This window comes from Anaerococcus groningensis (assembly GCF_046365465.1).
Taxonomy (GTDB): Bacteria; Bacillota; Clostridia; order Tissierellales; family Peptoniphilaceae; genus Anaerococcus; species Anaerococcus groningensis.
Genome location: NZ_JBGMEG010000004.1, coordinates 16,921 through 38,689 on the forward strand (window position 1 = coordinate 16,921; position 21,769 = coordinate 38,689).

General features: G+C 32.8%; 26 protein-coding genes and 2 riboswitches. Of the genes, 4 read left to right on the forward strand and 22 right to left on the reverse strand.

Annotated features, from left to right (window positions below; genetic code table 11):
* Positions 1 to 10: 10 nt before the first annotated feature.
* Both AB9Q04_RS03220 and AB9Q04_RS03225 read left to right on the forward strand, forming a co-directional pair.
* Positions 11 to 1,435 (forward strand): hypothetical protein, encoded by a 1,425-nt coding sequence (locus AB9Q04_RS03220; RefSeq protein ID WP_410023940.1) that lies wholly within the window; start codon positions 11 to 13, stop codon positions 1,433 to 1,435.
* A 290-nt stretch (positions 1,436 to 1,725) separates the two neighbouring features.
* A complete protein-coding gene (locus AB9Q04_RS03225) occupies positions 1,726 to 2,013 on the forward strand; it encodes a hypothetical protein (protein WP_410023941.1) in 288 nt (95 codons plus the stop codon).
* Between the two features lie 91 nt (positions 2,014 to 2,104).
* On the opposite strand, the gene AB9Q04_RS03230 is transcribed toward AB9Q04_RS03225, so the two are convergent.
* The 22 genes from AB9Q04_RS03230 to AB9Q04_RS03335 form a co-directional block, all read right to left on the reverse strand.
* Positions 2,105 to 3,508: a S41 family peptidase gene (locus AB9Q04_RS03230; protein ID WP_410023942.1), complete on the reverse strand. Its 1,404-nt coding sequence runs from the start codon at positions 3,506 to 3,508 to the stop codon at positions 2,105 to 2,107.
* Complete coding sequence (locus AB9Q04_RS03235; RefSeq protein ID WP_410023943.1) at positions 3,492 to 3,851, reverse strand: hypothetical protein; 360 nt, start codon at positions 3,849 to 3,851, stop codon at positions 3,492 to 3,494. Before AB9Q04_RS03235 ends, AB9Q04_RS03230 begins: the two co-directional genes overlap by 17 nt.
* A gap of 15 nt (positions 3,852 to 3,866) precedes the next feature.
* Positions 3,867 to 4,877, reverse strand: coding sequence for a tRNA (adenosine(37)-N6)-threonylcarbamoyltransferase complex transferase subunit TsaD (gene tsaD / locus AB9Q04_RS03240; RefSeq protein WP_394019089.1), 1,011 nt, complete (start codon positions 4,875 to 4,877; stop codon positions 3,867 to 3,869).
* The gene (gene rimI, locus AB9Q04_RS03245; protein ID WP_394011016.1) at positions 4,877 to 5,311 is read right to left on the reverse strand and encodes a ribosomal protein S18-alanine N-acetyltransferase; all 435 of its coding nucleotides are present in this window, start codon (positions 5,309 to 5,311) and stop codon (positions 4,877 to 4,879) included. The genes tsaD and rimI overlap by 1 nt, the downstream gene beginning before the upstream one ends.
* Position 5,312: 1 nt before the next feature.
* A complete protein-coding gene (gene tsaB, locus AB9Q04_RS03250) occupies positions 5,313 to 5,984 on the reverse strand; it encodes a tRNA (adenosine(37)-N6)-threonylcarbamoyltransferase complex dimerization subunit type 1 TsaB (RefSeq protein WP_410023944.1) in 672 nt (223 codons plus the stop codon).
* Positions 5,965 to 6,411, reverse strand: a complete 447-nt coding sequence (gene tsaE / locus AB9Q04_RS03255; RefSeq protein WP_410023945.1) for a tRNA (adenosine(37)-N6)-threonylcarbamoyltransferase complex ATPase subunit type 1 TsaE — start codon at positions 6,409 to 6,411, stop codon at positions 5,965 to 5,967. Before tsaE ends, tsaB begins: the two co-directional genes overlap by 20 nt.
* 74 nt (positions 6,412 to 6,485) lie before the next feature.
* Complete coding sequence (locus tag AB9Q04_RS03260; RefSeq protein WP_410023946.1) at positions 6,486 to 7,082, reverse strand: ECF transporter S component; 597 nt, start codon at positions 7,080 to 7,082, stop codon at positions 6,486 to 6,488.
* A gap of 63 nt (positions 7,083 to 7,145) precedes the next feature.
* Positions 7,146 to 7,266, reverse strand: a riboswitch (FMN riboswitch).
* Positions 7,267 to 7,554: 288 nt separating this feature from the next.
* Complete coding sequence (locus AB9Q04_RS03265) at positions 7,555 to 8,217, reverse strand: winged helix-turn-helix domain-containing protein (RefSeq protein WP_410023947.1); 663 nt, start codon at positions 8,215 to 8,217, stop codon at positions 7,555 to 7,557.
* 154 nt (positions 8,218 to 8,371) lie between these two features.
* Positions 8,372 to 9,061: a 2,3-diphosphoglycerate-dependent phosphoglycerate mutase gene (gene gpmA / locus AB9Q04_RS03270; RefSeq protein ID WP_410023948.1), complete on the reverse strand. Its 690-nt coding sequence runs from the start codon at positions 9,059 to 9,061 to the stop codon at positions 8,372 to 8,374.
* Entirely contained in the window at positions 9,061 to 10,110 is a 1,050-nt protein-coding gene (mreB, locus tag AB9Q04_RS03275) for a rod shape-determining protein (protein ID WP_410023949.1), read from the reverse strand. Before mreB ends, gpmA begins: the two co-directional genes overlap by 1 nt.
* A gap of 8 nt (positions 10,111 to 10,118) precedes the next feature.
* Positions 10,119 to 11,288, reverse strand: coding sequence for a methionine adenosyltransferase (metK, locus tag AB9Q04_RS03280; RefSeq protein WP_410023950.1), 1,170 nt, complete (start codon positions 11,286 to 11,288; stop codon positions 10,119 to 10,121).
* Positions 11,281 to 11,763: a 2-C-methyl-D-erythritol 2,4-cyclodiphosphate synthase gene (gene ispF, locus AB9Q04_RS03285; RefSeq protein ID WP_410023951.1), complete on the reverse strand. Its 483-nt coding sequence runs from the start codon at positions 11,761 to 11,763 to the stop codon at positions 11,281 to 11,283. Before ispF ends, metK begins: the two co-directional genes overlap by 8 nt.
* On the reverse strand, positions 11,760 to 12,482 hold the full coding sequence (ispD, locus tag AB9Q04_RS03290) for a 2-C-methyl-D-erythritol 4-phosphate cytidylyltransferase (RefSeq protein WP_410023952.1): 723 nt from the start codon (positions 12,480 to 12,482) through the stop codon (positions 11,760 to 11,762). The genes ispF and ispD overlap by 4 nt, the downstream gene beginning before the upstream one ends.
* A complete protein-coding gene (locus AB9Q04_RS03295) occupies positions 12,483 to 13,583 on the reverse strand; it encodes a PIN/TRAM domain-containing protein (RefSeq protein ID WP_410023953.1) in 1,101 nt (366 codons plus the stop codon). It lies immediately after the preceding gene.
* Between the two features lie 16 nt (positions 13,584 to 13,599).
* Positions 13,600 to 14,079 carry a CarD family transcriptional regulator gene (locus AB9Q04_RS03300; RefSeq protein WP_410023954.1) on the reverse strand — a complete coding sequence of 160 codons (480 nt, stop codon included), beginning with the start codon at positions 14,077 to 14,079 and terminating at the stop codon, positions 13,600 to 13,602.
* Between the two features lie 79 nt (positions 14,080 to 14,158).
* Positions 14,159 to 15,064, reverse strand: a complete 906-nt coding sequence (locus AB9Q04_RS03305) for a diacylglycerol/lipid kinase family protein (protein WP_410023955.1) — start codon at positions 15,062 to 15,064, stop codon at positions 14,159 to 14,161.
* A gap of 93 nt (positions 15,065 to 15,157) precedes the next feature.
* Positions 15,158 to 15,946, reverse strand: a complete 789-nt coding sequence (locus AB9Q04_RS03310; protein ID WP_410023956.1) for a hypothetical protein — start codon at positions 15,944 to 15,946, stop codon at positions 15,158 to 15,160.
* Entirely contained in the window at positions 15,946 to 16,629 is a 684-nt protein-coding gene (locus AB9Q04_RS03315) for an ABC transporter ATP-binding protein (RefSeq protein WP_410023957.1), read from the reverse strand. The genes AB9Q04_RS03310 and AB9Q04_RS03315 overlap by 1 nt, the downstream gene beginning before the upstream one ends.
* The gene (locus AB9Q04_RS03320; protein WP_410023958.1) at positions 16,622 to 16,987 is read right to left on the reverse strand and encodes a GntR family transcriptional regulator; all 366 of its coding nucleotides are present in this window, start codon (positions 16,985 to 16,987) and stop codon (positions 16,622 to 16,624) included. Before AB9Q04_RS03320 ends, AB9Q04_RS03315 begins: the two co-directional genes overlap by 8 nt.
* A 156-nt stretch (positions 16,988 to 17,143) precedes the next feature.
* Positions 17,144 to 17,704: an energy-coupled thiamine transporter ThiT gene (thiT, locus tag AB9Q04_RS03325; protein WP_410023959.1), complete on the reverse strand. Its 561-nt coding sequence runs from the start codon at positions 17,702 to 17,704 to the stop codon at positions 17,144 to 17,146.
* A 28-nt stretch (positions 17,705 to 17,732) separates the two neighbouring features.
* Positions 17,733 to 17,820: riboswitch (TPP riboswitch) on the reverse strand.
* 359 nt (positions 17,821 to 18,179) lie between these two features.
* Positions 18,180 to 19,199: a YveK family protein gene (locus AB9Q04_RS03330; RefSeq protein ID WP_410023960.1), complete on the reverse strand. Its 1,020-nt coding sequence runs from the start codon at positions 19,197 to 19,199 to the stop codon at positions 18,180 to 18,182.
* Positions 19,200 to 19,207: 8 nt separating this feature from the next.
* Positions 19,208 to 20,326, reverse strand: coding sequence for an EpsG family protein (locus tag AB9Q04_RS03335; protein WP_410023961.1), 1,119 nt, complete (start codon positions 20,324 to 20,326; stop codon positions 19,208 to 19,210).
* A gap of 496 nt (positions 20,327 to 20,822) precedes the next feature.
* On the opposite strand from AB9Q04_RS03335, the gene AB9Q04_RS03340 reads away from it, so the two are divergent.
* Together AB9Q04_RS03340 and AB9Q04_RS03345 are read left to right on the forward strand one after the other, a co-directional pair.
* Positions 20,823 to 21,239, forward strand: coding sequence for a DUF1893 domain-containing protein (locus AB9Q04_RS03340; protein ID WP_410023962.1), 417 nt, complete (start codon positions 20,823 to 20,825; stop codon positions 21,237 to 21,239).
* Positions 21,236 to 21,748, forward strand: coding sequence for an ECF transporter S component (locus AB9Q04_RS03345; RefSeq protein ID WP_410023963.1), 513 nt, complete (start codon positions 21,236 to 21,238; stop codon positions 21,746 to 21,748). The genes AB9Q04_RS03340 and AB9Q04_RS03345 overlap by 4 nt, the downstream gene beginning before the upstream one ends.
* The last annotated feature ends 21 nt before the right edge of the window (positions 21,749 to 21,769 follow it).

A 21,769-nucleotide genomic window follows, 5' to 3' on the forward strand; every position in this document is an offset into this window, starting at 1 on the left:
AGAGTTTATTATGAAAATTAAAAAATACAGCAAAATACTAGCCCTATCCCTTGCCCTAGGCCTAATAGCCCCAGTAGCTAAGTCCTTTGCAAGTGAAGAGGCTATAAAAATAGAAGAAATAAATACTCTAGAAAATTTCGATAAGGCATCTAAAAGTGAAATATTAGCCTACCAAAATTTATTAGATGAAAAAAATAATAATATAAATGAAAATCCTAACCTAAACCAAGATCTAGAAGATATTGCTAAAAACTTTGGTGAAGAATATAAACTTCGCTATGACCTAAAGGCAAATATCGAACTAATTAAAAAACTTGATAAGCAAAACTTTGCAGAAGTTATCAAAGATAGCGAAAAAATTTTAAACAGTGATGACCTAGAAAAAGTCAAAGCCCAAAGCGATTACTTACAATTATTAATTAGCCAAAAAGAAACAAATAAGCAAGTTAGCTTAACAGATCAAGAAGTTAGAAACATAGAAATAGCTACAACAGATTTTGTTAATAATGGAAAGCTTTTTGCAAACGAATTTGCTGATGATAAGCAAGTAACTGATGATTTTATAAAGGCAATCAAAAACTCAAAAGCTTATTACTTAGCTAAAGACTCTGAAAAAGAAAAATATGATGAGCTTATAAAAAAAGCTAGCACAAATAAAGAAAAGCCAGAAATCATTTTAATCTTAAAAGATTTTATTAATAGTACTAATAAAGAAAACTTTGCAATACCAGAAGATTTAACTAGCGAAGATGAAACAGAAATCGCCAACCAAAAATTTATAGCAGGCAATACTAGCGAATCTTCTGATGACCTAGCGGAAGAAAACCAAACTATAGAAAATCCTAGCCAAACCACAGGCAGTGCAGCCAACCCAAGTGAATCAGCTTTCTTAAAAAATGATAGCACAAGTAGTAAATATAAAGAACTATCAGATGCTCAGAAAAGAGAAGTTGATGCTATAGATACTAATAAAGATGGTAAGATTTCAAGTGATGAGCTAGATCAATCTGCAAACTACACAGCAGATTTAGGATCTGACTCATGGTTATATCCTTTTACCGAAAAAGCTTTAAACGAAACCAGCAGCGATGCTAGTCAAACTGATAATCAAACACAAAATACTAGTAGCGAAACAAGTACAAACTCAGAAAATCCAACTGAAGAAAAAGAAGTACCAAAAACAGTAACTATCGACAATGAAACCAAGTCCCCAGAATTAAATGATAAAGACACAGATACAAACGATGATACTGAGGATGATAAAGAAAAATTTAACGAAACAGAAGCCAACCAAACAGTAGCGCCAAGAGAAAATACCAATGCAGCTAGCATTGTAAAAACAGGTATAAGAGGATTAGGCTATATAGTAGGAATATTAATAATAGCCCTAGGTGCTTATTACTTCTTAAATAAAAATCAAAAAAATAAAAAATAATTTAAAAGCTAGGCATTAGCCTAGCTTTTAAATTGCTAATCTTATTTATAATTAATTAAGTCAACCCTACTCTTATATAATTTTTTCTAATTACTATCTATTTTTTATGTGTGAATTAGCTATCTAATATTTCTTAAATATTCTTATATTTCATGAAATAAATAAATGAATTTTCTGTTTAGTAACTTATATTTGATATGGATTTCTAAGTAAGGTGAAGTAAAATTATCTCAAAGGTGATTAGTTAAAAAAATCATAAAATAAATATAGTACCTTTAAAGGAGAAGTAAATGATGGATGATGACAAAAAAAGCAAGTCAACGCTATTAAAGTTAATGTGGTTAGACTTTATATTTGGGGTAATAGGAATTATTATAGCTCGTAATATAACACCAAGTAATGTTTCAGACCTCATTTTAAGTAGGACTGGAGGAAGTAGTTACACGGTGGATATAAATTATTATACGTATTTCTTAATTAAGCCACCTTTACTTATATACTCTGTTCATAGAATATATACTGGATTTAAAAAACTAGTAATTTATAGTCCAAATTTAGGTAAAAAATCTGACAAATAAATTTAAAATATAAAATTTGTAATAAAAAATATGAGAATGTGATAAATTCTCATATTTTTTTATTTCTCTAGTTATAATATTAAATTTTTTGTTAAAAATTACCAACCTCTATTTCTTCTATTGTCTCTATAGAATTTTTAAATGAAGCTGATTCTATATCTGGTACTGTACGCTTTTCTGCATCTATTGACCCATCCGGTGCATAGCCTAGAGTATTTGTGTAGGTAAATACTAGGCCAGAATTTGGCATTACATCATTTATTACACCAAGAGTGATTCCATCTCCCCCAGTTGTTTCTCCGATCAAGGATGCTGCATCAGAATGTTTCATAAAGCTTGCCATTCCTTCCGCAGCAGAAAATACTGCTTTATCAACCATTAAATAAATATTTCCCTCAAATCCATAGTCTTTTTGACTATCATCTGGATTTACTGTTATCGTATCTCTAATATAGTAGTCAAAATCTTTTAAATCACTGGCATGGCTTAGTTTTACCCCTGATATATCAATGTCTTTTAGATTTTCAATATTTAAGGTATCATCGGCTAGGATTAATTTTGCTCTGGCAGAGTCTTTAAAAAATAAATGGTTGGTTACAGATTTGGGACTAGTTAAAACTTTTGGTAGCAAAAATTTTTGCCAATAGTCCATATTGCCCCCGTAGTTTTCACGGATATCTATTATAAGGGCCTTATAAAGGTGTTTATTTCTTAAAAATTCATTTAAAACTGCTTCATCTTCTGCAAATTTTTCTGGATCTAGCATAGAATTTATCTTTAAAAGGGCTATGCCTTCCGCTGGGCTTTCAAAGCTAAGGTTTGAGTTTTGATCTTTGCTTACAAACGGCAAGGCTCTTTTCTGGTTATTTTGGCCAATATCTGCTGTTTGCTCCCCAGAAAGAGAGTAGCGATTTCTAACTACCTGCTTATTCATTTTTAAAAATTCATAATAAATTGATGGTGTATTCCAATTTTTGGAATAGTACTTTAATGTATTTGCTACATAAGCCTTATCGGCTATGCGGGCGTGATAGTTGTTTAGCTCTCCCATTATCCCAGTCATTTCATCGACAAATTCTTGGTCAGTTTTTGCATTTTCTATGCGTTTTAAATATTTTTTGTAAGAGCCTAGAAAATCTATATTGTAATCTCTTTTTAAAACTTTAAAAAATGGATAATTTGCCTTTAATTCATTAAATACATAATCAAAGTCTTCGACCATTTCTTTATTAGTTAGTTCTTTGGGATTTTCTGGTTTTGGTAATTGTAACTTTGGTGGCTTTTGTAAATCTTTATACCAGCTTAGATAAGTTTCTACATCGTATTTATCAATATTATCTGGATAAAAAATACCATCTGAACCACTAAAACCCCCATCACTTACTATAGTTTGGGTGCGCCTAGCTTCTAATTGATCTAACCTTCTTTGGACACAAGATGTACCTATAAGCATAAAAACGAGGATTAGACAAAAAATTTTACCTTTCTTTTTCATCAAATCCTCCTCTTATTACAAAATCTCTCTTATATAAGTCATAAAGCACAGGGATATTTCCTATGGGATTTACCAATGAAAACACCACAATAGCAAGGATAAGAAAGTTTAATCTACTCATCTCCCTTCGTAGAATTGCATTTAGACTTGTATTACGGATTCTTATCATGGCTATGCCAAAAAGTATAGCAAGAATACCAAAAATAATCTCAAAGATTTCTTTATAATAAACCCCAAATGCTAAAACTCCAATACCTGAAAGAATCCAAATAACAGAGCTTATAGTTTGCATTTTATTATATTTTTTTAATAAGTCTAAGTTTCCACTTCTATTTCTTCTCATAGTTTATATTATATCTTATATTTCTAAATTTGGGTAAACTTTCATATATTTATCACTAACTTCACCAGCTTTGTAGTTTAAGTAACCAGCCATGGCAATCATAGCAGCATTATCTGTACAAAGCTTAATTGGTGGATAGTAAAATTTAATATTTTCTTTTCCACATTCTTCGCGCATTCTTTCTTGCAGTCTGCTATTAGCTGCAACTCCCCCACTTAGGGCAAATTTATCGTAGCCAGTTTCTTTTAAAAGTCTCATAGATTTTTCAACTAAGACATCAACTTCTGCTTCCTGGAAACTTGCAGCAAGATCTGCTTTATTTATTTCATTCCCTTTTTGTTCTTCTTGGTTCATATAATTTAAAACGGCTGTTTTTAAGCCAGAAAAGGAAAAATCATAGGAATCTTTTTCTAATCTTACCCTTGGAAAATCTATAGCATCTTTATTTCCTTCTTTAGCAAGTTTATCTATTTTGGGTCCACCTGGATAACCAAGACCCATTTTTCGAGCTACCTTATCAAAAGATTCACCAGCTGCATCATCACGAGTTTTACCCACCACTTCATAATCTGTATATGAATTTACTTTTACAAGATAAGTATGGCCCCCACTTACAACAAGGGTTATGAAAGGTGGTTCTAAATCTTTATGAGCAATATAATTTGCGCAAATATGACCTTGCATGTGGTTTGCTCCAATCATTGGGGTATTTGTTGCAAGGGAAAGTGCTTTTGCAGCAGAAATTCCTACCAAAAGTGAGCCCATAAGTCCTGGTCCCTTGGTAACTGAAATTAAATCTATATCATCATAACTGAGATTTGCATCATCTAGGGCTTTTTCTATCAAAGGATTTATAGCTTCTAGATGTTTTCTACTGGCAATTTCTGGCACCACTCCCCCAAAAAGAGTGTGGATATCAATTTGAGATGATATTAAATTTACTAAAAGTTCTCTATCATTTTTTAGAATTGCCACACAGCTATCATCACAGCTGGTCTCAATTCCCATAGTATAAAAATCTGTCATTACAATTCCTTTTTCATATTGTAGGCATCTTCTCCAACTTTTTGGTAGTAGTTTTTTCTGATGCCCATTATTTCAAAACCAAATTTTTTGTATAAGTTTATAGCAGCTAGATTTTTTGTAGAAACTTCCAGCCATATTTCTTTCATATTATTTGCTATGCTTGTTGCTACTAGGTGGTTAAGCAGGCTTGTAGCAATGCCCATATTTTTATAATCACAATCTACTGCTATGGTAAATATTTCTACCTCATCTAAAACTTGGCTAGAAATATAAAAGCCTACTATCTTTCCATCTTTTTCTGCTACGTAATGATTTAAAAATGTGTTGGATTCTAAGTCTTTGATAAGATTTTTCTTTGACCAAGGCTCAAAAAAGGCTTGGTTTTCTATATTATAAACCTCATCTGCATCCCTAATTTCCATTTTTCTAATCATCTTATACCTTATTCTTTTTCTCGTATTCTCTTTCCGCTTGGGATTTTCTTAGATAATTTGGACTAATTTCAAAAAGATTTGAATTATCATTTATATGGATAAGTCCTAGTCTTATAAGAGACTTACCTATGCAATTATTAAAATTTATAGGTAGGGTGTGGGCATTTTTAAAATATTCGCAATATTTACCACTTATTTCTCCTATTAGCTCCACTTCTTGATCTAAAGCATCCACAAGCTTAACAAAATCTTCTATTTCATAAAGGTCTTCTTTGATGATTTCTTCCTCATCTTTGTCATAAACTGCAGCATAAACCCTATTGCCCCTGGCATCCATCATCGGTGCTTTTAAATAATTGCTTGATGAGTTGTTAGCCAAGACTTCTAAGGTTGAAATAGGAATTAGTTTTTTATTATTTACTTGAGCTAGGGTTTTAGCAACAGTCATGCCTATTCTAAGACCTGTAAATGATCCTGGTCCCTTAGATATTACAAAAGCATCTATATCTTTGATAGTCATGCCTAAAAGTTCTAGTAAATTTTCTATCATAGGGACTAAGGATTCACTATGAGTTCTCTGCTGGTTTACATTAAAATCACCAATAATTTCGTTATCACTTGCAATAGTTACAGTAGAAATCATGGTTGAGGTGTCAATTGCTAAAATATTCATTTATCTCTTGCCCCCTTTTTGTATCAGCTAGGATATTTATCTCACGAGTATCTGCATCTATTTTTGATATTTCAACATTTATCATATCACTTGGTAAAAATCCAGCTCCATTTTCTGCCCATTCTAAAAATGTGATAGCATTTTGTGGATAAAAATATGTTTCATAATCAAGTTCTAAAAGCTCATCAGGATCTTCTAGCCTATATAAATCTAGGTGGTAGATAGTCTTATCCCCCTCATAGATATTTACAATTGCAAAGGTCGGTGATGAACTATCATTTATACCAAAATACTCAGCAATAAAATTTGTTAGGGTAGTTTTTCCAGCCCCCATGTCTCCTATTAAATTTATAACATCATTGTCTTTTAAAAGGGCTGCCAACATATTTGCAAAATCCCTCATTTCATTTAAATTACTTATAATCATAAATCCTCTTTATCTTATGTATTATACTATTTATAACAAAAAAATCCCTAGACAAGCTAGGGATAAGTTTTTATTTAAAATTTTAATATTGGTGATATACGTTTATATAGTAGCTGAGTTATGATAGCTTCTATTGCTCCTTTTATAAGGTTAAAAGGTGCAATTGAAAATAACATCATAGTTATATAGTTTGAAACCAAATTATTTCCTGGAATCATAGCTGCAAAGGCTTCAAGCTCAATATTCATAACCTTACCATATATAGGGAAAACTACAAAAGCATTTGATAAAGTTGCAACTGCACTCATGGCAACAATACCTAAAACTAAGGCTAAAATTGAATTTTTACGAGTTTTCTTATTTCTATAAATAAAAGATGATACCAAAACAAAGGTAGATCCTACAACAAAGTTTGATAACTCTCCTACCCCACCTGTCATAGTTTTTGATAGGTTAAGGACGTTTTTAATTAATTGAATCAATACTCCATACCAAGGACCCATCGCAAAACCACCGATTAAAGCTGGTACATCAGCTAAGTCTACTTTCATAAAAGGTGGTGCTATTGGAATAGGCATTTGCACAAACATCAATAAATATGAAATACTAGCAAGGATAGCTACTTTTACTAATCTGTCTAAACTAAATGATTTACTTCTTCTTTGAATCATAATAACCTCCTAAAATGGGCAATAAAAAATGCCCTAATGTTGGGGCATGAAAAAAATACAAATATATACTTTCTCCCATCCAGACTGTAACTGTCGGTTTTGGAATTGCACCAAATCAACCAAAAAATTGGCTCGCAGACTATAACTGCCGGTTTAGGAATTTCACCTTACCCCGAAAATAAGCCCGTCCGGCTAATGGAGGACCCTCCACGGAGTGGTCTGAGGACGCAGTCCGAGGAAAGCCCGTCCGGCTAGAGGAGGACCCTCCATGGAATGGCCGCAGGGCGGCACGCCCGAGGAATCCTGTCCGGCGTATAGAGGACCCGTTTTCTATATATAAAAATAATATTTACTAGAAATGTTCCGGACCCATCATCTCCACCGTATGGACTTATAAATTATTTAGTTCTTGACAATATTATATCACAATGAAAATATAATATCAAACATTTTTGAAAACAATTTCACAAAATCACTTTTGAGGTTTACAACTATCTAGCACCCACTTATATCCCTTTCGGTTTATAGTTTCTATTGGGTTTAAATCTGCCTTTTTAAATTCTAGGCGTATTTTTCTAATATGCTCTCTTACAGATCTTTCTGTAGTTTTTAAGCCTTTTTTGCTCATTGCCTTAACTATATCATCCTTACTTAAAATCTGCCCCATATTTGAAATTAAAACTGAACATATACTTATTTCAAATTTTGTAAGGTCTAGGATATTATTGCCTATCCTAAATATCCCATTATCTTCTTCCATAGTACAAAAACCTAGGCGTACGATGTTTGTATCATTAATCTCTTCTACTTTCTCAAAAACAGAATTAATAAACTCCTCACGAGTATTAGAGTGGATTACAAAGTCCTTGTCATCTAACTCTTGTTCGTAAGGATTATCTGCATTTCTTTCTGTAAGATAAATAACTGGGGTAGTTGTTGTTTGTTTTATGTATTGAATTAACTGTAGACACTTATTATAAGTCATATCAACCAAGATTAAATCATATTCACTAAGGTCTAAACCTATAAGGTCTTCCATTTGTTCAAATTTATGTATAACTACTTCATTTTTATCAAACTGGGAATTTAAGAGAGATGAAACGCCGTTTTCATATTCAACTGATGCTATTTTCATTTCTTCTCCTTTTCTTGCTTATATTATAGCCTTTTACCAGGAAAAAGTAAAGATATTTTTATATAAATTTACTTTTTACTTATATAAACCACAAATATTATTGAACTTTGTCAACGAAAAAGAACTTGCCTTATGACAAGTTCCCTAATTTATTTTATAAATAGTATTTTTTAACCATTTTTAAGTCATCATCTAATTCATAAACTAATGGTTGACCTGTAGGAATTTCTAAGTCCATGATATCCTCATCAGAGATATCTTCGATGTGTTTAGCAAGTGCTCTTAGGCTGTTACCATGAGCTGCTACTAAAACTGTCTCATCTTTTAATAATTGCGGTGCAATGTTATCAAAGAAATATGGAAGAGCTCTTTCTAGAGTAATTTTTAAATTTTCTGCTACTGGAATTACATCTTTTGGTAGATTTTTAAACTGTCTCATGTTTAATTGTTTTTCTTGAGCTTCTTCTGATAGGGTTGGAGGAAGAGTATCGTATGATCTTCTCCAAATGTGGACTTGCTCATCACCATATTTTTCTGCAGTTTCTGCTTTATTTAAACCTTGTAAGGCTCCATAGTGACGTTCATTTAGTCTCCATGATTTTTCTACGGGTACAAATAATTGTTCAGAATATTCTAGGACATAGTTACAAGTTTTGATAGCTCTTTTTAAAATTGATGTGTGAGCATGGTCAAAAACTATGCCTGCTTCTTTTATTTTTTTACCAGCTTCTATAGCCTCTTCTATACCTTGGTCTGATAGGTCAACGTCTACCCAGCCTGTGAATTTGTTTGCAAGGTTCCATTCACTTTGGCCGTGTCTAACCATTACTAAAGTTTTTGTCATTATCTTCTCCTTAGTTTTTCACTAGTTTCTAACTCTTTCTGTTTAGCTTTTACAGAGTCATCTGTGTTTTGATCTATTTCATCAAGCCAAGTTAGCGCTCGACCTGTACCTATCACTACACATTGGTCTGCATTTTCTGCAATATTTACATCTATTTGAAATTTTTCTGATAATCTTTGGCGTAGGCCTAGGGTATAGGCACCTCCACCTGTAAGTATCATTTGTTTTTCGTAAATATCTGCAGCAAGCTCTGGAGGAGTTACCTCTAATACTTTTTTTACCCCATCCACAATTAAATCAACATATGGCTTGATTGCAAGCTCTATTTCACCAACTGGTACAAAAACTTTTTGAGGAAGACCTGTTGAGATTTCTCGTCCTATAACTTCAATAGAACCATCAAGCTCTTTATTTCCTGCTGCAATTTTTATCTCTTCTGCCTTATTATCTCCAAGTAGTAGACCATATCTTTTCCTAATATAGTCCTTGATTGCTTTATCAAAGCTAAGGCCTGCTATTGGCACTGATGTGCTTGCTATGATTTGTCCCATAGAAATGACTGCAATATCAGTAGTGCCTCCACCTATATCTATAATTAATTCTCCACCGGCATCTGTTATATCAACTCCAGCACCTATGGCAGCAGCTAATGGTTCTTCGATTAAATATGTTCTGTGGGCACCAGCATTTTCGCTAGCCTGTAAAACTGCTCTTTTTTCTACTTGGGTTGCCCTACTTGGCACACAAATTAGTAAGTCTGGTTTTAATAAGGCTTTATTAATAGATTTATTTAAAAAATATTTTAGCATACGTTCGGTAGAGGGAAAGTCTGCTATGACCCCATCTTTTAGAGGCATTACTGCTTTTACATTCCCAGGAGTCCTACCTACAAGTTTTTTTGCTTCAGATCCTACAGCAAGTATTTCATCTTTTAAGACATCAACGGCAATTACTGATGGCTCACTAAGGACTACTCCCTTGTTATTTACAAAAACTAAGACTTTGGCTGTACCTAGGTCTATAGCTACACTTCTTCTAATCCTTGCCATTTTTTCTCCTAATATTTTTTAAGCTTATCTACCTTATCAAGCGCTTCCCAAGTAAAGTCTGGATTTGTTCTACCAAAGTGACCATAGCTTGATGTGTTTTTATAAATTGGTCTTAGTAAGTCTAGGTTATCGATAATAGCTTGTGGTCTAAAATCAAAGTTTTCTTCAACAATTTCTAGTAGTCTTTCATCATCGTATTTTCCTGTACCAAAACTATCTACATATATTGAAAGTGGGTGAGCCACACCAATTGCATAGGAAATACCAATTTCAAGTCTATCAGCAAGGCCAGCTGCAACCATATTTTTAGCTGCGTATCTTGCCATATAAGCTGCTGACCTATCTACTTTTGTTGGATCTTTACCAGAAAATGCTCCCCCACCTGATTTTGAATAACCACCGTAGGTATCTACAATTATTTTTCTACCAGTTAGCCCACTATCCCCTTTTGGACCACCTATTACAAATTTACCAGTTGGGTTTACATAAATTCTTGTATTTTCATCTATTAAAGATGGGTCTATTACTTTATTTATTACTTCATTTATGATATCTTCTCTGATTTTATCAAGGCTAACTTCTTCTGTGTGTTGGGCAGAAATTACGATATTATCAATACGTACTAATTTATCATCATCATATTCTACAGTCACTTGAGTTTTACCATCTGGTCTTAGGTAGCCTAAGACCTTATTTTTTCTTACTTCTGTAAGTCTTTGGGCAAGTTTGTGGGCGTAGTTGATAGAAACTGGTAAATATTCTTCTGTTTCATTATCAGCATAACCAAAAATAATACCTTGGTCTCCTGCACCTATTTGATCGTATTTATCGTTTGTTGATTTAAACTCTTGGGCGCTATTTACCCCTTGGGCAATGTCTGGTGATTGCTCAATAAGAGATGTAAGGACAGCTACATTTGAATAATCAAAACCAACATTTGGATCTTCATAACCTATTTCTTTGATAGTTTGACGAACTATTTGCTCAACTGGGGCATAGGCAGTTGTAGAAATTTCACCAACAACTAAAACTAAACCTGTTGATGTTACTGTTTCACATGCTACCCTAGAGTTTTTATCTTGTTTTAAACATTCATCTAAAATAGCATCAGAAATCCTATCACATACCTTATCTGGGTGGCCTTCTGTTACTGACTCACTTGTTATAAATTTACGCATTATTTCTCTCCTCTAATATTACAACAGCACGAGCTTCTATTCCTAAACCTTCCCCAGTAAAACCAAGGCCTTCGCTGGTTGATGCCTTGATTGAAACATTTGCTGGATTAGTTTTTAAATGCTCTGCTAATAAATTTTTAATTTCATCTCTTTTTGGATTTATTTTTGGCATTTCACAGATGATAACTGTATCAAGATTGCCTATTTTATAGCCATTTTCTTCCATAAGACCTACCACATGGTCAAGTAGTTTTATGGAAGAAATGCCCTTATACTTTGGATCGGTATCTGGAAATAACTTTCCAATATCAGCTATAGCTAGGGCTCCTAAAATCGCATCCATCACTGCATGGGTTAAAACATCAGCATCAGAATGGCCTAAAAGTCCTTTTTCATAGTCAAATTTAATTCCACCTAGGATTAAATCCCTATTTTCTACTAGTCTATGGACATCATAGCCTATACCTATTTTCATTTATTTTCCTCATTTTCTTCCTTGCTTTTTATATAGGCTCTGGCAAAGAGAATATCCTCATTGGTTGTAATTTTTATATTTGAATAATCTCCTTCAACCACTTTTACAGGGGTTTGCCTATCAAAAAACTCAAATAATTGACTATCATCAGTTATTTTAAATTCACTACTTATATATTTTTCATACATAGTAAAAAGTGTAGCTTTATCAAAGGCCTGAGGAGTTTGGACATTATATACAAAGGCCCTATTTGGTGTAAAGTCTACAACCATATTATCATCTAAAATTTTTACAGTATCCTTTGTTTTTGTAGCAGTTATTACTGCCTTGTAATTTTTAAGTTCTTCTAATGTTTTATAAAAGAGCTTTCTACTTGCAAAAGGTCTTACCCCATCGTGGGTTAAGACCAATTGTGACTTTTTATTTAAGGCTTTTAGGCCTTCAAATGTCGATAGCTCTCTGGTGCTGCTACCAAAAACGTATCTCACTTTTTTAGAAAAATTAGGATTTTTTAAGATAGACCTTATTATATCCTCATCTTCTTTTCTAATTACTAGGATAATTTCATCAAATTCTTCTATACTGGTTACGGTTTCTAAAGTACGCTCGATTATCTTTTTATCATCGATATTTAAAAAAGGTTTGTTAATATCGCTATTCATACGCCTGCCTGAGCCTGCTGATGTGATTATAGCTGATAAAAATTTGCCATCAAACATTTATTCCTCTTCACTTCTTACAAATATCATACGTCCTGCAGAAGTTTGTAAAACACTGGTTACAACAGCATTTATTGTTTGGTCGATAAATTTATCTCCATCTTCCACTACTACCATTGTACCATCGTCAAGATATCCTACACCTTGATTTTTGCCCTTACCCTCTTTTATTACATCTATTCTCATGTGTTCACCCGGAATTACTACAGGTTTTAAGGCATTGACAAGGTCATTTATATTTAAAACTGGGATACCTTGGACATCTGCAACCTTATTTAGGTTATAATCATTTGTAAAAACTTTGCCACCCATATCTAGGGCAAGTTTTAATAACTTGCTATCAACTTCTTTGATATTTGGATAATCTTGATCGGTGATTTTTAGATTTATCTTATCAGATTTTTTAATCTCACTTACTATATCTAGTCCACGACGTCCACGCTCACGTTTTAAATCATCTGGACTATCTGCTATATGTTGGAGCTCTTCTAAGACAAATTCTGAAATAATCAGCTCACCTTCTATAAAATCAGTTTCTATAATATCTACTATCCTGCCATCAATTATTACCGATGTATCTAGGATTTTAGGACTTGCAGGATTTTTGCTCCTATCAAGTCTTAAAGTAGGTTTTAGATCTTTGCCTTCTTTGTTGGGTTTAAACAGATTTACAAAATCATCACTATTTTTAGTTGCCACTCTCCAACCTAAAAAACCTAAACCAAGATATAATAAAATAGATAATAGCACAAAAATTGAATTGCCCACATAAGGTAAATGTAAGCTGGTTAAAGGTCCTGAGATTAAAGTTGCAATTAAAATACCAAGTATTATTCCAACTGTTCCAACAATTAATTTACTAGCCGGTATGGCTGTCATTTGGCCTTCGATTTTTGATATACTGGCCATAAATCTATCTGCAAAGGATGCAAATATCAAATAAAATACTATACCACCAATAAGGCCTGCAATAGCATTAGCAATGATAAATATAATGCCGCTAGTTTCAACAAATGAACTTGCGGCATTGACTACATTTAAAATTACTATGCCAAGCACTACCCCAATTAGTGTTATAAGAATTTCAAAAATTCTTTTCATCAACACTCCTTGATTTTTAAAGTCCTATAGACTCATCTATCATTTCCTCAGCTTCATCTTTATCGAGAGAACCTGCCATAACTAGCTCACTAGCCATGATTCTTCTTGCTCTGTTTAACAATTTCTTTTCTGTGGTTGATAAACCCTTTTCCTTATCCAAAATAGAAAGATTTCTTACCATCTTTGCAATTTCGAATATGTCGCCTGTTTTAATAATTTCTTGATTTTCTCTATATCTCACATTCCAGTTGCTAGACATCTCAGTAGGTTCTTGGTCAAGGATTTTTATTACCTGATTTCCCTCATCTTTACTGATAACATCTCTTATATTCATCTTGTCAATATTTGACATTGGAATAGAAATATCCATAGAACCAATTGGCATTTTTAGGATATAATAATCTTTTTTCTCCCCTAAAAATTCCTTTTTTTCAATAGAATCAATAGTACCCGCCCCATGGTTAGGGTATACGATTTTATCGCCGATTTCAAACATTTATACCTCCTAGGTTCTCACAGTTATTATATCAAATTTGAACATTTTAGTAAATATTATTAAAATTTGGCTTTATTTTTTAAATTTTATCCCTTAAACCTGTTCGCATTTTTATTTTTTCTTTTAAAACTTTGATATCAGCAAGGGTTGTCGAGCCCCCGTACTCACCATCTAGGGACCAGGCTACTTTTTGGTCAGTTTTTACCACAAATTCTCTGCCTTGGCGTAAAATAAGCATATCATTTTCTTTTCTATTTGTTATACCAAATATTATTTTGTTAATATCTGCCAAAGACTGAGGGCGTTTTACCATGGTTAACTCAAATATACCATCAGAAAGACCTACATTTTCTCCAGTAATGCCTACAAAACCTCCCACAGAAACAGAATTGGTTACCATAAAGTGGATAAATTCTCCACCAATAATTTCCCCATCAACCTCAACTTCCATTTTATATGTAGGGATGTTAACTAGGGGTAAAGTTTGCTTTAATCCTTCAAAAATATAGGCAGAACGCCCAAAAATATTTTTAACATCTTGGCCTGTGCTATAAGAAACTTCTGCTATAGTTCCACAGGCTGCAACATAGACAAAATATTTTTCATCAAGCCTACCTATATCTATATGTTTTTGATAGCCACGGTTAGCGACTTTTGTAGCTTTTTCTACATCTTGGGGAATATTTAAAGACCTTGAAAAATCATTGGTGGATCCTGTTGGTATATAACCAATAAGAGGGTCGATATTTGCCTTACAAACTGCAGATATCACTTCATCAAGGGTTCCATCCCCACCACTTACAAATATTTCATCAAAACGGTGGCCCATTTTTTCTACTATGTAACGAGCATCCCCGCGACTTTGAGTAGCATAAACGCTTGTTAAATATTCTCTCTCACTAAGGTAATCTATTATCCACGGCAGGTAGTCATTTATTATCTTTTGCCCACTGTTTGGATTATAGACAAAAAGGGCATCTTTCATAGCATCTCCTTTATCTACTTTGCTTATGAAAAATATACACTTTCTTAAATTTTTGTAAATAAAAAGAGGCTATTTAAAGCCTCTTTACCTTAATTAATCAACTGATAGTTTCTTATCATGGAAGTAGTAAGATAGTCCATAAAAACCTAAAGATATCAGTATATTTGATATAAGGGGAACTAACATAAGTCTAGCTGATGAATTATATTCTACACTAACACTTGTATTTGCAACATCAAAACTATTATATATATAATCACCTAGTGCTGAAGATTGTACCCTAGCTCCTATCATCCCTATACCAAAAAATAAAACTAAGAATATGATAATAGGTGCATATTTTGATTTTTTGCCAAATAAGCTAGATGATCCAGCAGTATTTGCAAGCATTATTGTGCTTACTATAAATACTCCAAACATAAATAGGTTTAGAAGTATCATAGCAAAGTTACCAGCCCCAATCTGATTAATTCCATCACCAATGCTTCTAAATATCTCAGATAAAGTTAGCCCAGGAGCATTAGAAATATTTAAGATAATTAAATTTATAAAGGCTGATAACACTATCAATATACCTTGCAATATATAATTAATTAGTCTAGCACCTGTTATAGCTGATGATGATATTGGTAAAGCTGAGTAAAATCCAGCGCTATTGCCGTAAAATCTCTCCTTATCGTTTTTGGCAGCTATAGCTAGTGAAAGAACCGGTCCTATTATAAGTAGGGTCATTGAAAATCCCATAGCCAGCGATAAAATTGGGCTGCCTTGAAAAACAGATAAAAGCTGCATAAATATTAATGCTGAAGCAAGGGGTACGAATAGCCATAGTATGATAGACTTAAAGTCTTCTTTAAATATTTGTCCAATTAATTTTCCCATTAAATAACCTCCGCAAAATAATCTTCTACACCCATTTTATGGTTAAGTCTTATGTCATCTACTGTTTCATCTACTATAACCTGGCCATTTTTTATAAAAATCGCTCTATCAAGCACTTTCTCAATTTCAGAAATAAGGTGAGTAGAAATCAAAAGTATTCCATTATAATCAAAGTTTTCTATAATTGTATTAATTACCATTTTCCTTGACTTTGGATCAATACCACTAATTGGTTCATCTAAAAGATAAACTTTTGCTTTTCTACTAAGGGTTAGTGAAATTTGAATCTTTTCACGCATACCCTTTGAGCATTCGCCAAGCTTTAGCTGACTTGAAATGTCAAAACCTTTTAGTAAGTCATAAAACTTTTTACTATCAAAATCTTTATAAAATTTTTTATATAAATTCACCACCTCATCAATTTTCATATTTTTATCTAGGGGTAAGTGGTCTGGTTGGTAAGAAACAATATTGTTTGTATGACCACCTGGAATATGTGAATTTATTTTAACATCTCCCATATAATTTCTCTCAAGCCCTGCTAGTATTCTTAGCAAGGTAGTCTTACCAGATCCATTTTCTCCAACGAGTCCTACTATTTGCCCATCACTTATATTTAAATTTACATTATCAAGGGCGGCTTTACCATTATAAACCTTAGTCAAATTTTTTATCTCAATCATTTTTCTCCTCCCAATATATTCTTAATTGGTTAATCGCTTCTTCTTTTTCTAAATTTAAGCTTTCTGCTCCACTTATAAAATCATCTGCGATTTTATAAAAGGAATTATCTTCTAGTTTTGAAATTAAGTTTTTATCATCTGTAACAAATCTACCTGCTGTTCTTCTAGTTTCTGTAAGTCCAACTCTTTCTAGCTCTACTAATGCCTTTTGCACGGTATTTGGATTTACCTCATATAGGCTAGCCAGATTCCTTACCGAATCTATCTTTGCCCCAGGCTCCCACTGGCCAGTTGATATTTTTAGCTTAAATTCTTCTAGAAGTTGCAGATAAATCGGTCTTGATGCATCAAATTCCATCTGCTCCTCCGTAATCTGTATTATTGTATTACTATCTTAGTACAATAATATTATATCACCTACATTTTATTTTGCAAGGATTATTTTAAATTTTTTTAAATACTAATTTTAGGCATAGAAAAACAACCCCTAAGGGTTGCTAAATAGCTTATTCACTTATAATTTTGGCAAATCTCTTGTTAAGAAATTCTTTAATAAGAAAAGTATTACTAGGGCAATGGCGTATTCTACTGCTAGGTATGATGCATTATAAACTAATGAATAAGCTAGCGCCCCTTGTCCTTCTGGAGCGTATGATGAGAAGAATACTACACCTGATAATACGTGGGTTACAAATCTTGCAAGAATTGCAATAAGTGTTCCTTTTAAGATCGGTCCAAATTCGTGAGTTCTTTTAAACTCTTGTGAATAAAGTCCTGATAGACCAATTAGCCCATATGGCATTGGGTAATCTAGGATAGCTTGGATTGGGTGGATTACATATCCTCCAAAGAGCATATCGATGATGCCGTATACTGCACCTATTAAAAATCCTTTACCAGCTCCGTATCTAAGTGAAAATATAATTAGTGGAATCATTTGTCCAGGTGTGATCTCTCCACCTTGTGGCATTTGAAAAAGTCTAAATCTTGCTAGAACAAATGATAGGGCGATCGCTAATGCGCCTTCCACAAGCATCTTGGTTGTCCAAGTTGATCTTGTCTGATTATTTTGCATAAAAAAATACCTCCTGTTGCACATACTTAAAGAGGTTTAGACACTTTCCTCCGCAAGCATTACCTTGACCAGGTTAAGGGTATATTCTCAGCCAAACGGCACCCCTAGTGCATATTTATTATATTACATAAATAAATTTTTGCAAAGAAAAAAGGGCTAGAGGCCCTATACTTCTTTTAAATATGCAGTTTTTATATAAAACGTATCTCCATTATACTCAACCCTTACAAAACCATCTTCACTTTCTCCCATTATTTTTACGGTAGAACCAGTTTCTAAAGTGTCAAAATCACTTTTTTCATCAAGATTAGAATAAATTTTTGCATCAGATTTTAGTTCATAAAGTCCTCCTATTTGAGGACTGAAATCAGTTTTATCTTGCTTTTGGTTTTGGTATATTTCTATATCTTGGGCCTTATATGCTTGCTTATTATTGCAAGAAGTTAAACCTAAAAGGCAAATTATTAGTAAAACTTTATCGATAATAAATCACCCCTAAAACTTTTATTCCTAGCCTTGCTAGTTCATTAATTTCATTTTCTAAGTCTTTTTTAAGAGTATTTTTACCTACCAAAAGGATTTTATAGTCTTCATAGTCGGCAAGTTCTATAGCCAAAGGACTGGTCAAATCTCTTTCATCTACCAATACATATGGGTATTTTTCTTTTAAACCCTTAAGCTCTTTAGCAATATCCATCTCATCTTGGATGTTTAAACTAACTCCTACTAGTAAATTTGCAAGATCCCTAGATATATTTTCTTTTATATTATTAGCTCCTAAATTATTTAATCCGATGATTGCATCTGGGCTATCCATTTTTATTTTTCTCTTAACTTTAGTAAGTTCTGCTTGCTTATCTTCGCTAAGATCTGCTAAGACTTCATAACCTAGCTCACGTACATCATCCGCACCTTGAATCCTATCTGATAAAAGTTCTTTTAGGATAGTAAATAACATTCCTAATAAAGCCCCTACTATTAGGCCAAGGATGGCAAAAATTATCCCGCGCACTTTAGAAGCTTTGCTTACAACTACATTTTGCAAATAATCTATATTCTCCATATGAAGGTAGTTACGAGCATAGGATCTAAATTCTTCTGCAATAAATTTTAAAGTATCCCCAGCACGATCTTCATTAGAATCTTTGTAAGTTAGGCTAATCACCCCACCTTGTGGATTTACCTCATAGGCAAAGTTTTTAGCAACTGTCTTACTATCCCAGTCTGAATCTATTTTCTCACTTACAGTTTCAAATAGGTCTTCAGATTCTAAAAACTCTGAGTAAACATTGGCTAATTTTTCATTTAAAATTAATTTATTGTAGGTAATAGGCTCATCATCGTTGCTGGTTACAATAAGTACAGCTTCGGCTTCATAGTTACCCGGCAAAACATTTTGGGTTAAAAAAGCTAAAAAGCCAAGCAAAAGAGCTGGCAAGATTATTAGCCACCTATTTCTTTTTGCTGCTTGTCTAATTTGTTGTGTTGTTAACATAAAATCTCCTATTTTAATGAATGAATGGCATTTAAATTTGTAAAGAAAAAGTCATAGCTAGGGGCCTTGGCCATCAAAAATATGGCATAGGGCAATAGAAAAACTACAACCGAAAGGCCTATTAAAAAACCACCTAGCTTATCAATATTTTTTATCTTATCTAACACTAACGGTATGTAAATAATTTCTAAAATTGTAAAAAACGTTGAAAATCTAAAGGCTATAGCTGTAGAAGATCTAAAAACTAAAAGCACTACTAGGCTAAACCATATAGCCTTGATACTGGCTTCTTCAATAGAAAATTTATCAAATTCTTTTTTCTTAAAATACATAAGGCTGGTTATAAATAAAGCTAGGGCAAATATTATTCTAGGATCATAAAACTTCATAGCTCCTGCAAATTGGCCAGTAAAGGTATAATTTAAAACCTTAGTTGCCATACGCCCAAGCCCTATAGCTGATAATATTTGGGCAAGGATTCTAAACATCAGGCTTGAAAAAACTGATGCTACTAAGGCAGCTCCCGCAGTTAAAATTTTAAAAATCCTACCCATATCAAAGACCATAAAAACTAAAAATGGCAAAAGTATCACACTTGCCCTATGAAAGGTCATGGCAAAAATAAAAAACAAAAGGCTTTTAAAAAACTTTTTTTCACTAAAGCTATCTATTGCTATAAGACCTAGGCCCACTGCCGTTGCCGTCCTTGCCGTTTGCATATCAAACTGGATAAATATTGGCAAAAATATAAGGGCAGATAAAAAAGGATTTTCACTTTTTTTAATACTAATATAGGTTACGGGTATGATGGATAAGGCATTCATAATAACTATTATCCACTGCCTTGATAGGCCAAAAATATTTATAATATATGAAAATAACCTAAAAGCAAATTCCACCGGATATGAAAAGTTCAAAACTTTTGTAAAATCTGTACCAATATCTTTAGCAAACCACAGATAATTATAATAATCAGCATCCCCTGATCCACGAAAGGCTGCAAAGGCAAACATAATAAAAAACATAAGCCCTGCAGCTAGATTTTTACTTTTATTATCCTTAAATTTTATAAAATTGTTGATTAAAAATAAACTTAGCTGGCTAAGTGTAAATAAAGCAAAACCCATATCTTCCCCTTAATTTTCTAGGTTTATTATAGCAGATTTTTAAAGTTTGTATAATTAATTTTATGAAAATTTTCGGTATATGATTTATAAATAATTAAAATAATTTATAAAAACTCATAAAATTTAACATCAATTTTACAATTCCCTTATAATAACTAAACAATCATGCCTTAATATATAAAGCAAGGAAACAGTTTTAGCTGACAGATTAATTTTCATCGCAATATGCGTACTCTTCCTTAATAATATAAATTTGTGTCAACTGTTTACCTGCTAGTACAAAAGTCCTAACCCTCAAACTTTTGTACTTCTCTCACAAAACTCTTCTTAGCATAAACTTTGCAAACCATCAGTGAGAGCCTTGAACAGTCAACCCACCCAGTTGGCTGTTTATTTATGTATAACTAGTAAGCACCCTAGGGTGCTTTTTTATTTAAAAATTTTTAGTTAAACTCTTTATTAGCTTTTACTTAGTTTTTTATGTTAGAATAAATATATGAATAATTTAGATTTAGCAAAAACTACACTTTTAGAAAATGATTATTCTATAGTGGTAGTTAAGAAAGATAAAGTTGTAAATACATCTAATAAAAATGGTTTGATGCCTATATTAGATTTATATAATGATGACAAAAGCCTCCTAAACGGGGCTAGCGTTGCAGATAAAGTTATAGGCAAGGCTGCCGCTCTTTTACTTATAGATGCTGGTATAAAAGAATTTTATACTGATCTTATATCAGAAAATGCTATTAGCATCCTTGATGATACAAACATCAAGTATATTTATAAGACTAAGGTAAAAGAAATAAGAAATAGGGACAATACTGGTAGGTGTCCTATGGAAGAGCTTGCCCTAACTAGTGCAAATGCTGATGAATTGTTAGCAAAAATTAAGGAGAAATTTAATAAATGAATACAAAAAAATTAGTATATACAGCTGTCTTTTTGGCCCTAGGAATAATATTCCCAGGTATATTTCACCTTTTAGGCCTACCAGGTCAGGTGCTTTTACCAATGCATGTACCAATTTTTCTAGCAGCTTTAACCCTAGGTCCACTTTCTGGTTTGATAGTTGGAGTTTTAACCCCAATCTTATCTAGCCTTTTAACAGGCATGCCACCAATGGTTCCTATGGTACCAATCATGGTATTTGAGCTTGCAGCTTATGGATTTTTTGCTGGATTTTTATACGAAAAATATCCTAAAAATATTTTTATTCCTATACTAGGGGCTATGGTTATTGGTAGAATTGTAGCGGGTATAGCTGCCTATGTAGTATTTAATATGTTTAATATGGAACAAATAAATATCCTAACCTTTATAGGAACTTCTTTTGCAAAAAGTATTCCAGGTATAATAATGATCCTTGTTTTAGTACCATTATTATACAAATGGATGCCAAGAGAGGTTAAAAACAGTTAATTTTTAAAAATAAAAAGCACC